Here is a 15,091-nt window from a genome sequence, read left to right on the forward strand (position 1 = left end):
TCGTTTAAGTCTACCGCTCGATTTACGAACTTGAGCTTTTGCCAAAAACTAAATTTTGCGCCACTAATTTTTATGTAAGTAATTAGTAAATAAGTGTTTAGTCGCTAATATATGTAAAAAAATGTTCAAAACACTAAACAACACTTCGTGAGTGTGTTGATTTTTTAACGGTAATTCGATATGTTTATCGCATCAAATTAAGATTGCCTTGGCCTTTTAGTTCCGTTCCGTCATTGGTTTCAGCGGTATAGCTGTAAAAGTATGTCCCACTATTACACGGACTACCATTTCGATCGGTCCCGTCCCAGCCCTCTGAAATTTGTGTTATTTCATGTACAACAATTCCCCATCGATTGACAATTACACAGTTGAATTGAGAGATGGAAGCAGCGCCATATTCAAAAGTGAAAAGATCGTTTATACCATCGTTATTTGGAGTGAAAATATTGATTGGTGTAAAGCCAATTGGTTCGAATATATGAATGACTTTGCAAGTTGTGTCTACGCAACCATTTTTGTTCATCGCGACAAGACAGACTTCCGCGTCGTAAGAATACCCTCTAGATTCGTAGGTTGTGTCAAAAACTTCAAAATAATTATGACTTATTTGCCAGTTGTCGTTTGGAGAGTTAAAGTTCCAAAAAAAAGTAGTGTCCGCTAAAGGGTTATGTGGGTTGGCATAGTTTTCTGAAAGATTTTCAAAGTTTACAATTACAGGGGCAGTTCCTTTAAGGTCGTCATTCAGTTGATCTGATAAAACAGAAAATTCTGCAATTGGATTGAGAGAATCCACTAATACGGACTGATTAAGCGTACAGCCATTTGCATCAGTAACCAAGAGTACATAGTTCCCTGGATTTCTTCCACCCCAGGTAGAGTTTGTACTCGTTGCTTCTGTTTCAACATGAGTCCACAAATACGAATAGTCTGGAGTTCCACCGGTTGCTGCACCAAATACTACTCCATTTCCACTTTGGTATTCATGTAAGCGACAATAAGCGGGAAAATATCCAAACTCTGAAAAGTACATTGAATCTGGTTCTGTAATGGTAAAGTCAAAACCTTTAGAGCAACCATTTTCGTCGTTAATGGTTAGGGTGTACTCGCCAGCTCCCATATTGTAGGATGAGTCGGCTAAAACACCGCCGACCCCTGCAGGGTTTGGTGTCCAGATATATGAAATCTCATTAAAATCACCTGTAAAATTATAAACATCAACAACTTTAACATTACCAGTTTCATCACCAAAGCAAAGTGGATGGTTGATTAAAAGGTCTACAAACAATTCCCCTGGTTCATCAATAAATACGGAATCACTTTCGAAACAACCCGATTCATCCTCGACATAAAAATAATACCATCCAGTCGTAAGAGAATTAGCCGTGTTACTATTGTCTTCGTTTAAAACTTCACCGACACTATCAGTTATTTCAAATGTCAAACCATCTCCCGCTCCTTCGGTTATAATCGTCAAGGACCCATCAGAGAATCCGTGGCATGTAGGTTGGTTAAATATAAAATCTAATGCCAAACCTGAGGATGCGACAGTAATGGTTTCCTCATGTGAACAACCGTTGTCATCTTCAATTGCAATATTATACGTGCCTCCTGCAACATCTTCAAAAATGCCTGAGGGACCAAAAGGGCCGTCATTAAAGCTGAAAGAATAAGGTGGGGTACCTCCTGATCCAGTCAAGGAAACAGTTCCATCGGCAACATCACAAGAAGAACTTTCAATTATTATATCATTAAAAATAACTGGACTCGGTTCACCGATAACAACGCTTGCTTCACCACTGCACCCTTCATCATTCGTAACAATTACAGTATAAGTTCCAGGGGCTAAATCAGTTGCGGTTTCTGAAGTTTGAGTTAATGGGTCGTCCCATAAAAAATCATAATCGTCTTCTGGACTAATTGAAACAGTCGCACTTCCGTCTTCATCACCCGGACACGAAACATTAGTAAAAATATCAATTTCAGGTTCAAGGTTTTGAATGTTAATGTCTAATTCTATTTCTGTTTCGCACCCCGAAATATCCGAAATCGTTAAGGTCACATCTTTTGTTCCTTCAGAATCAAAGGTGAATAATGGATTTTCTTCATCTGATGTATCTCCTCCTTCAAATTCCCAAGACCAAGAAGTTAAGCCAATTTCATTGTATATTAAACCAGTTGTTGAGGTACTAGTAAATGTAATTTCTTGCCCAGGACAGGGTTCTTCTGGTTCCCAAGTAAAATCAGCATCGCGAATTAAACAAACTTGTTGCACGTTAAAAGCTCCGCCTGTAGCACCTGTCCATCCAAAATAAACTTCAGGGTCACCGCCAAATACATCTGTAACTATATCGCCAGTATGCGTAAATAGTGTTGTTCCATCAATACTTACTGTAAATTCAAAAGTAACAGGATTCCAAACCGCATTAAATAAATGAAAATTTCCATCTTCAATATTGTCAATTGCTATTGCCCCAACAAGGTCATGGTTGACAGAACCATTCATACTCATACCAACGTGGTCATCAGGAATATCACCAACAACAACTTCCGGTGCACTATTCCAAGTATCAACTTCAACTCCTATAGAGGGATTGATGCCATTAAAACCGAGTAATGATCCTTCACCTGCTCCCGTAGATGTCCCTTCTTGCCTCAATGCAAAAACAATTCCATCAGCTCCGCCACCGTCGTTACTTCCGAGGTTTATTTCGAATGTAAAATCAAACGAATTACTTAAGTCTATTGTGGAGGGACTCCAAATACTTCCAGAGCTATTTGTTGTATTTGTTAAGGTATAACAATCGCAGCTCCCCGTAGCATCTCCGCTTAAAACCATTTGTCCGTTAACACTATTCAAAGTTAATATTACGGATAGTAGTATGAGTAAATTTTTCATCGTTTAAAATGTTCACTTGATTAAGTCAAATATACTAATTTAAATCGATTAAGGGTTGGTTTTTAATCCTTATTGGATATGTTTTTTTGCATGCAAATATTGTATTCTCAACTAATTTTTTCATAAACGATTAAACGTTTTTAGACAAGGATAGTCTAAGAAGAAGAACACAAAAAACAAGAACATGAAAAAAGGAAAATTTTTAATCGTATTTGTTACGGTATTAGGATTAGGGACCATAGGTTTTGGACAAGAAGGTCCTCCAGGAAAGAAAGAGCACAAGAAACTTACACCAACCGAAAGAGCGGAGAAGAAGACAGAGCGGATGACTAAAGAGCTTGGCCTGACTGAAGAGCAGGCAGCAAAGATTAAGGAAATAAACGCCAGTCATTTTGCGGAAATGGACAAACATCGAGAAGCGATTAAGGTGAGTCGTGACCAACATAAGGCGGAAATGGATGCTGTTTTAACGCCTGAGCAGAAGGAAAAGTTGGCATCCTTACGGGAAGAAAAAAAAGCAAAAATTAAAGCACGTAAAGAAGGTGCGAACTCAAAAAGAGAATAGAAGTTGAATTTCAACTTTTGTTTCATAAGCGATTCCCGATTGATTAGTTTCAATCGGGTTTTTTATTTATTTAAATTAAGATTTTAAGACTTATGAGAGAATTAGCAGTACTTTTGCGCCATGTTATTAAAGAAAGGTTATTTCGAACAGGTTAAAACATATCCAAAATCTTTTTGGCTATTGGCTTTGAGTACCTTTGTTTTTGTAATGAGTTTCTTTTTACTCCTGCCAGAAATGAATGCGTATATTACGGATTTGGGTGGAGCGGATTACAAATGGATGGTGCTTGGACTTTGGACCTTAGCAGCTGCGTTTGCAAGACCATTTAGCGGAAAAATTGCAGACAATGTAAGTCGTAAATTTGTAATGTATTTTGGGATAGTTGTGAGTATCATCATCAGCTTTGTATATCCCCTTTTTTTATCGGTAATTGGTTTTTTAATTTTACGATTCCTTCATGGTTTTAGTACAGGGTTTCAGCCAACAGGTGCGACTGCACTAATCGCTGATATTATCCCGCAAGGAAGAAGAGGAGAGGCCATGGGAATTTTTGGAATAACCATGCAAATCGGGATGAGTGCTGGTCAGGCATTGGGAAGTCCAATCACAATGAGTTTAGGGATTAATGGTTTGTTTATGATTTCTGGCGTATTGGGAATTATTTCTCTGTTCATTTTAGTGTCTGTCGAAGAGAATAATAAGCCCCACCTCATCGCAAAAGCAAAAGGAACGAGACTTCCTTTCGTTCAAAGAATTATTCCTAGATGGAACGAGGTTTTTGCTCCAGAAGTAATTCATCCAACTATTATCATGTTCATAACCGCAATGGCTTCAGGTATTTATTTGGTCAGTATTCCTGATTTTAGCTCTTATTTAGGCATGACGAACAAAGGGCTTTTTTTTCTTGTCAATCTTGTTTTTGTTATAATAACACGTTTTTTAGCGGGTAAGTTTTACGATATGTATGGGGCTAGAAGGAATTTGTATATTGGACTATCATTGCTTATTGTAGGAGCAATACTAACCGGAACATCAACTTCTGTCGTTCAGTTTTTAATGAGTGGAATTGTTTATGGAATTGCTGCTGGAATATGTTCGCCAGCTTTGTTTGCATGGACTGCTGACCTTGCAAACCCTGTATTTAAAGGTCGTGGTATGGCCACAATGTTTGTCGCACTAGAATTAGGGATAATGATGGGAGCTCTAATGACACGTTTGGTTTATGCAAATGACCCGAATAGATTTTACGATTTATTCGTAGTTTTAGGTTTAGCCGGATTTATAGGAATTATATATTTATTTTTGACGGGTAGAAGAAAGCGAGCAAACGCCAAATCATGAATTGGATTTACTATTTTTGAATTATGTATCAGAACAAAAAAAAATTTGAAGACGCAGAAGACATCATATACGGTGTTCGTGCAGTAATTGAGGCGGTAAAGGCAGATAGACCAATCAACAAAATTTTCATTCAACGTGGAATGCAAAAGGAGTTGTTTTATGAGTTAAAAGATGCGTTAGCGGATAAAAAATATAATCTTCAATTTGTTCCTATCCATAAGTTGAATCGGTTAACGCGTAAGAATCATCAAGGTGTTATTGCGCAAGTTTCACCTATTCGATATCAAGAAATAGAACCTATTTTAAATAAGTTGTACGATAACGGAGAGGTGCCGCTTTTCCTTATTTTAGATCGATTAACTGATGTGCGAAACTTTGGGGCAATCGCAAGAACGGCAGAATGTGTTGGAGTTCATGCGATTATTATTCCTAATAAAGACAGTGTATCAGTTACGGGAGATGCTGTGAAGACTTCTGCAGGTGCCTTAAATAAAATACCTGTTTGTAAGGTGCAAGATTTGAATTCGGTGATCCACTACCTCAAAGAAAGTGGGGTGCAAATTGCTGCCAGTACAGAAAAAACGGATAAACCACTCTATGAGGCTGATTTCACTGTACCACTGGCAATTGTTATGGGATCAGAAGAGGATGGAGTAAGTATGAAAATTTTAGCAGAAGCGGACATTAAAGCGAAAATTCCAATGACAGGAACGATTGATTCCTTAAATGTAGCTGTTTCAGCAGGAATTATGATGTACGAAGCTTCGCGTCAACGATTGCTCGAATAGTGAGTTATTTTAAAAAGAATATTGATATCTTCTTAATCCTGTTATTAGGATTTGTACTCCGTTTCACGGGCTCAATTATACACAGTTATTCCAATGATGAGTTGAGTGCTGTAACGCGCTTAAGGTTTGAAAATTTTTCTGACTTAATGGAGTACGGTGTTAAAACAGGTGACATGCACCCAGCTGGAGTGCAAGTTTTTATGAAGTTTTGGTCTTTTGTAGCCGGTACTGATGAAGGTCCAATGCGTTTTCCGTTTGTGATTTTTGGTGTCTGCTCAATTTTTATGATTTTTAAAATAGGTAATGAGTGGTTCAACCGAAAAGTAGGTTTGTACGCTGCTGCTTTATTGGCTGTGCTCTATTTTCCTATTATGAATTCTGAATATGCTCGACCTTATAGTCCTGGATTATTGATCGCATTGTTAGTCGGGTATTATATTTATAAGGTGCTCTTTATTCAAAAAAGTAAATGGAAGAATTCCATGTTGTTAGGGATACTTTTTGCTTTAGGAATGTATACGCATTATTTTTCGTTTCTATTCGTTGGATTTGTTGGAATAACTGGCCTTTTTTTTATTAATCATAATAACTGGAAACCGCTAGTTGCTGCCGGATTGGTTGGTATCCTTTTCTTTTTACCGCATTATGCAATAACAGATTATCATTTACATGTGGGAGGACTTCAATGGCTAGCCCCTCCTAGTGGTACATGGCTTTTTGAATTTTTATTTTTTGCCTTCAATTCTTCTTGGGTTCTTATAATCCTTTTATTGGTAGCTTTAAGCTTTGGCCTTTTCATAAAGGGGGATGAAACTAGATTTAAAAAGTCTCCTATTATCTTAAGTACTCTTTGGTTCTTTGGAACTTTTGTCGTGGGTTTTGTTTTATCTTATCTATCAACGCCTGTTTTAAAATTCCCAGTGATGTTGTTCGCCTTTCCATACCTTCTTTTGTTGATAGGGATAGGTCTTTCTGGTCTTCCAAAAACAAAAATTGTTATCGTGGCCATCTTACTAGTCGGTACGACATCAACAATAGTTGAAAGAAATTTATTTGGTAATCAACATTATGCGCTTTTTAAAGAAGTAGGGATAAAAATTGCGGAATGGAATGAAGAATATGGAGAAGAGAATATTCATAGGATTTACAATTTGAACAATCCGGATTATATTAATTTTTATAAAGAGGAATGGGGAGGTAAACCGATTGTGTTTGATCGATGGGAGCTAGGTTTTTCGAGTGATGTTGAAATTCGAAGAGATTTGTCCAAAGCTCCAGAGGAATACTGTATAATTGGTTATTCTAGTCGCGTAACTACTGTTCAGATTTATGAAACAGTACGTTCCTTTTATCCGGAAATTGTTGATTACTGGAATTTCGAAAATGGTGCTGTCTTTCTTTTAAAACGGGGAGCATATAATGAAATAGCTGAAGAAAAATTGATTACCTCAATGGGCAAAAATGAAACTGGATGGGAATCATCTCCATACTTTTGGACAACTACCTATAATCATGATGCATATCTTTTAAATGAAGAGAATTTATATGGGCCGACTTATCATTTTAAATTAACTGATATACCAAATTACGAAGATGGTTATTTAATGGTTAAAGTAACCGCTCATTTAGATGTTCATGCGGGTTTAACTGTTACTTTTTCAGGTAAAAGAAAAGGTGAATTTATACTTAATCCAAATACAAAAGAGAACATGTGGCTAGGACATGATTTGGAGGAGATGATTTTTGAGTCGAGTGAAAATATTGGTTTTTTTGCTTTCAAAGTTCCGGACTATGTTAAAAAGGATGATGCTTTACAAATTAGTCTATGGAATAGGAATGGAACAATTATTCGCATAGATAGTATTAGAATAATTTCCATTGAAAATATTTTTAATTCTTAACCGTTCATCAAATCTCATTTGTTTGAAAATTCGATTTAGTTAACTTTATACCAAATCTATTTTTATGCGCTTAATCGTTTTAACCCTTTTTATTTTTTTTTCAAATATCTCGTTGACTCAAACGGACTCTATCTTTATTCGTAAGATTTATGATATGGCCCTAGAAGATGGGCATGCTTATGAAAACTTAAGGTCACTTTGTAAAGATATTGGTGCAAGAATTACGGGATCAGCAGAAGCGAAAATGGCAATTAATTGGGGGCGAGAATTGTTGGAATCGTATGATTTTGATCATGTTTATTTACAAGAAATAAAAGTTCCGCACTGGGAGCGAGGTACTACTGAAGCCGCCTGGATAATCAATGAGGAAGGAAAGGTTGTAAAGCTAAATATTCTTGCCTTAGGGGGATCTGTAGGAACTAGTGGGTTAATAGAAGGTGAAGTCGTTAAAGTAGAGTCAATTCAAGAGTTAGAAAAGATGTCAGAAGATGAGGTAGCAGGGAAGATAGTTTTTTTCAATCGACCTTTTGATCAAAAAATGATAAGTACTTTTAAAGCATACGGCGCCTGTGTCGATCAGCGTTGGGGCGGAACGAATGCTGCTGCAATACTGAATGCAAAAGGAGTTGTTATCCGCTCCATGGCATCTTCACATGATGACCATCCCCATACAGGGTCTATGCATTATGAAAAAGGTGTTGCTCCAATTCCAGGGGCTGCAATTAGTACAAATGATGCTAATCGATTAGAGAAATGGTTAGAAACGGGAAGTGTTCATTTAAAGATGGAAATGGACTGTCGATTTTATCCTGATCAAATTTCGCATAACGTAATTGCAGAAATGATGGGTGGAGAGGATGATAGAATTATTACTTTTGGCGGCCATTTAGATTCGTGGGATGTTGGAGAAGGAGCGCATGATGATGGGGCAGGAATTGTACATGCAATTGAGGCTTTACGAATTTTAAAGGAACTGGGCTATCAACCAAATCACACCTTACGTTGTGTGTTGTTTATGAATGAAGAGAATGGAAACTTTGGTGGAAAAAGTTATGCAGAAATTGCCGCTGAGAATAAAGAAGAGCATATTTGTGCGATAGAGACGGATCGTGGAGGTTTTTTGCCAATGGGGTTTGATGTGGTTGGTTCTGCTGATCAGTTAGCTTTTATTAGAGGGATAGTTGGAGACTTGAAAGCGTATGACTTGTTAAAGTTTAATCCGGGGTATGGCGGAGTAGATATTGGACCCCTTTTAAAGTATTATCCAGCGATGATACAGCTAGGACTGAATGTTAATTCGCAACGTTATTTTGATTATCACCATTCCGAAGCGGATGTTTTTGAGTCTGTGAATAAACGGGAGTTAGAATTGGGGGCAGCTGCTATGGCAGCGATGATCTATTTAGTAGATCAAAACTTGTAGTTTAGCTTAATTAAATTGTAGTCTATGCTTTTTGAAAAAGGCATCCCAATCCCACAAGAAGTTCATCATAATTTCATCCATACGCTTTAAGAATAAAGGGTTTGGATTATGCATGGAACGGAAATAGGTTTCTTGAAAGTCATTCAAGTTGAACTTGTGAAAAATGGCCTTAGACATTCCGTAAAGTGTGTTTTTAGAAGGATGATTCACACGAGAGATGAATTTGTCATATTCTTGGACTATTTCTTCAAATTCTACTTCGGTTAAATTGAATATTCCAGCAAACTTTCGAATAATTTGACGGTGAATTTCTCTGGCTTCTTCCACTTCAAAATAATCGTCTAAATACCTTAAGTTACCAACAATCACTACCAATAAAAACTTATCCGATGAACGTTCGTCAACCTCTGGATTTAGAATGAATGCGGAGTCATCATTGATCATAGCGCAAACGTCATCAAAGCCATTATCAATCGCTTCCATTAATGCATTCACAAAAACATTTGCTAAACGGTCACTATCTAATTTTCGTTTGATCAGTCGTCCAATCATATAAGGGGATTCACTTTTCTTTAATTAGCTAAGGTAATTGAAATAACAGGACGTAAACAGAAGTACGCACGCTAGTTTTCCACAGTAAAACGTTGACACCACCTACTCAAACGTCTTTAGCTTAATACCGAATAGGTTATGATTTTGAAGGAATTTCAAGTCCAATTTTTTCAGCGATTTTAATCATATATTCATAGGCTTCGTTGTAATCATTTCTGATTTTACCTTCTAGAATAGCTTCTTTAATTTCATTTTTAAGATCGCCGACTTGTTTACATGGACTAATTTTAAAAATGTCCATTATTTCTTTGCCTGTAATTGGTGGTTGAAAATTTCGAATACTGTCTTTTTCTTCAACTGTCTTCAGTTTTCGTCGTACATTTTCAAAGTTGCGGCGGTATTTTTGGACCTTCATTTGATTTTTTGAGGTGATATCGGCATTACATAATGTCATTAAATCATCAATATCATCTCCCGCTTCAAATAATAGTCTTCTGATTGCCGTATCGGTAACGTTTCCGCTAACTAAGGCAATAGGTCTAAGGTGTAAACGAACCAATTTTTGGACATATTTCATTTTATGATCCAAAGGAAGTTTAAGTTTTTTAAAGATACCACTTGTCATTCGTGCTCCAACCTCTTCATGACCATGAAATGTCCAGCCAGCAGTTTTGTGAAATTTTTTGGTCCTAGGTTTTGCAATATCATGCATTATTGCAGCCCATCTCAACCATAAATCCTCGGTGTTTTCCGAAATATTATCAAGAACTTCTAAAGTGTGATAAAAATTATCTTTATGCCCTTTATTGTCAATGTATTCCACACCGTGTAAATCAACCATTTCTGGGAAAAACTCATGCAGCAAGCCCGTGTTAAACAGTAGTTTAAACCCTTTTGATGGTTGGTCCGATAGAATTATTTTATTGAGTTCGTCCGTTATTCTTTCTTGCGAAATAATTTCAAGTCGTTTGGCATTCCTCTTAATAGCTTCTAACGACTCATCTTCTATTCTAAATCCTAGTTGGCTGGAAAAGCGAATTGCTCTTAGCATTCTTAAAGGATCGTCCGAATAAGTTGTATCGGGATCTAAAGGCGTACGTATGATTTTGTTTTCAATAGCAGTCAAACCATTAAAAGGATCAATTACAGCTCCAAAAGAACTTTTATTGAGGCTAATTGCCAGCGCATTAATTGTGAAATCTCTTCTATTTTGGTCATCTGACAATGTTCCATCTTCAACAATTGGATTTCGTGAATTGCGATCATAAGATTCTTTGCGAGCACCAACAAACTCAATTTCTAAGTCATCAAATACAAAGGCCGCTGTTCCAAAGTTTTTATAATATGCTACTTTTTTAATATCTAGCGCTTTGGCTACAAGTTCGGCCATTTTCAAGCCGCTACCAAGAACTACAATATCAATGTCTTTCGAAGGTCGCTTAAGAATTAAATCCCTAACATATCCTCCTATAACAAAGGAGGAAACGCCTTCACGCGAACTAACATCAGAAATAGTTTTAAAAATCTGATGAGCAATATGTTCTTTTAAATTCAATTTATTTCCGAATTATATTGATTTCTCCATCTAAACCAACTTTTATGATTTGCGAAGGAGGAGCATTTTCATTTTTGAGGGGCAAATTTACAATATAATCCACATTTTCTCGAATTGCTGCGGGTAAATTCCTAATATCGTTTGAATAAGGTTGTTGCGAAACATTTGCAGAGGTTGAAACAATACCGTGTTTTAATACACGAGTCAATTCTTTACAAAAAGGGTCTTGCGTAATACGAATAGCAATACTTCCATCAGGAGCAATAACTTGATTAGAGACGTATTGACCTTGAGGGTAAATAATTGTTAACGGTCGAGTGCTATGATCAATTAAGTCATAACAGATAGGAGGGATTTCTTTCACATAGCGTTGCAAAAGAGCTTCGTTATGAACCAGTAAAATGAAACTTTTCCCAGGCGCTCTTTTTTTTAAATCCAATAATTTTTGGATAGCATCTTCGTTTGTTGGATCACAACCCAGTCCCCATATCGTATCTGTCGGGTAAAGAATTACCCCACCATTTTTTATTACGTTAACCGCTTTTTCAACTTCAGATTTCACACAACAAAATTAAGAATTTAAATGAATTCACAGTGAGAGATGTTGCTACAAAAAAAAACGTCCGATCACCAAAGTGTCGGACGTTCTAAAAATTTGTTTACTTATTGATTATTTCACAATAAGTTTTTCAGTTCTAACAGCATTTCCTTTTGTTGCTTGGATAAAATAAACACCGTTTGCAAAGTTAGAAATATCAACTTCAACTGAATTTTTTGGTTCATCAATGCGCACAAGTTCTTCACCTAAAGAACTGAAAAGTACGATTGATTCTGTTAGTTCATCACACGTGATTTTCACAGAATTTCCTAAAGCAGGGTTTGGATAAACAGCTAATGTAGAAATCTCTTCATTTTTTTCGATACCAACAAGTTCAGTGATGTTGTCCTGCGAATAAACAGTGGTATAACCTATGTCACCTCCAATGCTTAATTCGATTAAAATTGTTGCATGTACGAATAATGGAAAACCATCTCCTGAAGGGTCGTAATACATATAGCTTTCACGAGTAATTGTATTTGTTGCTCCAAAAATAAATCCTTCAGATTGTTCATAGGTGTGGACACGGAGCACATTCGTATAAGTATTGTCCCCAACTTTTAAAGTTCCTAATCCGTCAGCAGTTACTTCAGCTTCACCAGTGATATCAACAGGCGAACCTAAAAAATCTACAGTAACTTCCCCTTCAATAGCATCAGTATAAGAATCTCCAACACTCATTGGAAACTTTAAAGATGTCAGAGGATCATCGTTGTATTGAACAACATAATCACTCGAAACTTCTTCAAATACAAATCCGTGAATATACACTTCACCAGCATCGGCATCATTTGAATAGAATGACAATAAACTATTTTCGAAATTTTCTGCGTAAACCGCACCAGGGAAATCGGCTGCAAAATCACTATCTTCTCGATTGATGATTTCATTGGTGTTTCCTGGTAATCCGTATCCACCAATTGTGCTATAATCCCATGTTACATCTGATCCTGTGACGTCTGGGAATGCATTGGCATTACTGTCTAAAACATAATAAGTCATCATGTCACCAGTAGACAAGGTGTCATCTAATTCTAGACTTTGCGCAGATAACAAAGAAGTTGCACAAATTCCAGCTAAAAGTAAAGGTAGTTTCATAAAATTCGTTTTAAATTTGTCAAATGTGATTTGAGTTTGTCAAATCTACAATTTGTAAACGAATTTAACACCAATTAGGTTGGGAAGATTTAAAAATACCTCAAAAGTTGTACTGTTTGTTGTCAGCTGTATTTCAATACTATTTCTTTTTAATATTAAAAATGTCGAATTTGATTATGATTTCGAAGCTTTTTTCGCTGATAATGATCCAGCTACAAAGTTTTTAAAGGAACATAGAAATAGGTTTGAAACAGATAATGATTTCGTTTTTATTTCAGTTGAACAGCAGAATGAAACTGTTTTCCAACGCGAATTTTTGACCAAAGTTCAGGCTTTAGTAGAAGACCTGGAAGAGGATAGTTTAATTACTTCCGTTCAATGTTTGACAAACATGACTGACTTTGTTAAAACATCGTTTTCACCGCAGGTATTTAAGCGCCCCTACATCTCAATTGATCAACCAGCGAATTATGCTGCAGATAGTATCCGAATTTTTGAGCGTCCAGAATTAGCAGGGTTTATGATTCGGGATGATGCTAAGGCATTATTACTTGTTGTTAAACATCAGCAATACTTATCTAAAGCTAAATGTGATATTCTAAAAGAGAATTTATATAAAAGTCTTAATCAGTATAGTTTTGATGATTACACCTGTGCGGGTAGGGCGGTAGGTATTGGGTTTTATATCGAAGCCATGCAGTTTGAAACGCTCTTTTTCATAGGGCTTTCATTTATACTGATTATCATTTTTCTTATTTTTATGTATCGTTCTACTTGGGGAGTATTAATTCCGCTGTCCGTTGTAGCAACTTCCATGTTATGGATTGTTGGTTTTATGACTCTAGTTGGTCAGCCGATTAACTTAGTTTTGACCACTCTTCCTTCTATTATATTCGTTGTAGCAATGTCAGATGTTGTTCATTTAATCACAAAATATTTTGACGAGTTGCGTTTGGGGAAATCACAGTTGGATGCGATAAAAATTGCTTATAAGGAAATTGGTTTTGCAACACTTCTTACTTCATTTACAACTGCTGTAGGATTTCTTACATTGTTGACAGTGGGTATGAGACCTGTTCATGAGTTTGGAATATTTACAGCAATTGGCGTGGTATTGGCCTTTGTCTTGGCTTATACCTTGCTGCCAGCATTATTGATTTTAACAAAACCGCCTAAAATTGCTGAAGTTAGTTTTACACGGAATACATGGTACCCTATTTTGCATCGATCGTTAGGATGGGTTTTCCATAACTTTAAAAGAGTTTTAATCGGATTCTTCGTCTTAATAGGGATTAGTTTAGTTGGATTATTTAAGGTAGAGGGAAATTATTTTCTTCTTGAGGACTTAAAAGAATCTAGTTCATTAAGACAAGATTATAAGTATTTCGATCAAGAGTTTATGGGACTTCGTCCATTTGAATTATCTGTTCAGGTTGTTGACTCAAAAAAATCAATTTACGATTATGATGTGTTAAAACAATTAGAGAGGATTGACTCATTTTTAACGTTTGATTATGGTTTAAAGCGTACGGCTTCCATCATTCAAATATTAAAAATGGCCAATAGAACAGAACATGGGGGACAGGCTGATTATTATACTTTTCCGGAAGAAAGGGACGCTAAAAAGTTCATTCGTCAGTTTAAAAAATTTGATAAGAATGGTTTATTGAATTTATTTGTGGATTCGACAGCGACATTTGCGCGCTTTTCAAGTTCAACGGGAGACGAAGGCTTGTATGCTGTTCGAGAAAAAGATAAAAGGTTTGAAGAATTTTTTGAGACTGAAATAGATCAAAACTTGATCGAATACCAGTTTACCGGAACTGGTCATCTGCTTGATAGAAACATGAGTACGCTATCAATAAACCTGACTAAAGGACTACTTTTAGCGGTTTTAATTGTTTCTGTTTTGATGGGATTTTTGTATCGTTCAATTAAAATGGTGCTAATCGCTATTATTCCAAATATCTTACCACTATTAATGTTAGCTGCTATTTTAGGCTTTTTTGGAATTCAATTAAAAGTCTCAACTGCAATTATATTTACGATAGCATTTGGTATTGCTGTTGATGATACGATTCATTTCATGAGTAAATTGAAATTAGAACTCAGAAAAGGGAAATCTTTCTTATACGCATTAAAAAGGACTTATTTATCCAGTGGTCGAGCAATAATTTTAACCACTTTAATTCTTTGCTCAGGTTTTCTACTTTTAATGTTTTCAGATTTTTTAGGAACCTTTTACGTGGGACTACTTATCAGTTGTACACTAATGTTTGCATTATTGGCAGATCTTATATTTCTTCCGATTTTATTGTTGATTTTTTATTACAAAAAAGAAAAAGGGGAGTGATTTTAATAACCACCCCCTGGG

11 protein-coding genes are annotated in these 15,091 nt (G+C 36.2%); 6 read left to right on the forward strand and 5 right to left on the reverse strand.

From position 1 onward, the window contains the following. Window positions 1-184 precede the first annotated feature (184 nt). Window positions 185-2,896 carry a lectin-like domain-containing protein gene (locus A8143_RS08650; RefSeq protein ID WP_083261296.1) on the reverse strand — a complete coding sequence of 904 codons (2,712 nt, stop codon included), beginning with the start codon at window positions 2,894-2,896 and terminating at the stop codon, window positions 185-187. Window positions 2,897-3,080: 184 nt separating this feature from the next. Between A8143_RS08650 and A8143_RS08655 the strand changes: the two genes are divergently transcribed. From A8143_RS08655 to A8143_RS08675, 5 genes are all read left to right on the forward strand, one after another. Next, window positions 3,081-3,461, forward strand: a complete 381-nt coding sequence (locus A8143_RS08655; protein ID WP_066758466.1) for a Spy/CpxP family protein refolding chaperone — start codon at window positions 3,081-3,083, stop codon at window positions 3,459-3,461. Window positions 3,462-3,581: 120 nt separating this feature from the next. Then, window positions 3,582-4,802, forward strand: a complete 1,221-nt coding sequence (locus tag A8143_RS08660; RefSeq protein ID WP_066758468.1) for an MFS transporter — start codon at window positions 3,582-3,584, stop codon at window positions 4,800-4,802. 23 nt (window positions 4,803-4,825) lie between these two features. Then, window positions 4,826-5,590 carry a 23S rRNA (guanosine(2251)-2'-O)-methyltransferase RlmB gene (gene rlmB, locus A8143_RS08665; protein ID WP_066758470.1) on the forward strand — a complete coding sequence of 255 codons (765 nt, stop codon included), beginning with the start codon at window positions 4,826-4,828 and terminating at the stop codon, window positions 5,588-5,590. Beyond that, entirely contained in the window at window positions 5,590-7,491 is a 1,902-nt protein-coding gene (locus tag A8143_RS08670) for a glycosyltransferase family 39 protein (RefSeq protein WP_139134313.1), read from the forward strand. The genes rlmB and A8143_RS08670 overlap by 1 nt, the downstream gene beginning before the upstream one ends. Window positions 7,492-7,555: 64 nt before the next feature. Beyond that, complete coding sequence (locus tag A8143_RS08675; RefSeq protein WP_066758476.1) at window positions 7,556-8,914, forward strand: M20/M25/M40 family metallo-hydrolase; 1,359 nt, start codon at window positions 7,556-7,558, stop codon at window positions 8,912-8,914. Between the two features lie 6 nt (window positions 8,915-8,920). Here A8143_RS08675 and A8143_RS08680 read toward each other — a convergent pair whose 3' ends face one another. The 4 genes from A8143_RS08680 to A8143_RS08695 all read right to left on the reverse strand — a co-directional run bounded on the left by A8143_RS08680 (window position 8,921) and on the right by A8143_RS08695 (window position 12,717). After that, window positions 8,921-9,466 (reverse strand): hypothetical protein, encoded by a 546-nt coding sequence (locus tag A8143_RS08680; protein ID WP_066758477.1) that lies wholly within the window; start codon window positions 9,464-9,466, stop codon window positions 8,921-8,923. Window positions 9,467-9,602: 136 nt separating this feature from the next. Then, on the reverse strand, window positions 9,603-11,021 hold the full coding sequence (locus A8143_RS08685) for a CCA tRNA nucleotidyltransferase (protein ID WP_066758479.1): 1,419 nt from the start codon (window positions 11,019-11,021) through the stop codon (window positions 9,603-9,605). Window position 11,022: 1 nt separating this feature from the next. Then, window positions 11,023-11,583 (reverse strand): L-threonylcarbamoyladenylate synthase, encoded by a 561-nt coding sequence (locus tag A8143_RS08690; RefSeq protein ID WP_066758481.1) that lies wholly within the window; start codon window positions 11,581-11,583, stop codon window positions 11,023-11,025. A 108-nt stretch (window positions 11,584-11,691) separates the two neighbouring features. Continuing rightward, window positions 11,692-12,717, reverse strand: a complete 1,026-nt coding sequence (locus A8143_RS08695; RefSeq protein WP_066758483.1) for a T9SS type A sorting domain-containing protein — start codon at window positions 12,715-12,717, stop codon at window positions 11,692-11,694. A gap of 79 nt (window positions 12,718-12,796) precedes the next feature. Here A8143_RS08695 and A8143_RS08700 point away from each other — a divergent pair, with 79 nt between their 5' ends. Further along, window positions 12,797-15,070, forward strand: coding sequence for an efflux RND transporter permease subunit (locus tag A8143_RS08700; RefSeq protein ID WP_066758485.1), 2,274 nt, complete (start codon window positions 12,797-12,799; stop codon window positions 15,068-15,070). Window positions 15,071-15,091 lie beyond the last annotated feature (21 nt).

The sequence above is a fragment of the Crocinitomix algicola genome, from assembly GCF_001661595.2.
Classification (GTDB): Bacteria; Bacteroidota; Bacteroidia; order Flavobacteriales_D; family Crocinitomicaceae; genus Crocinitomix; species Crocinitomix algicola.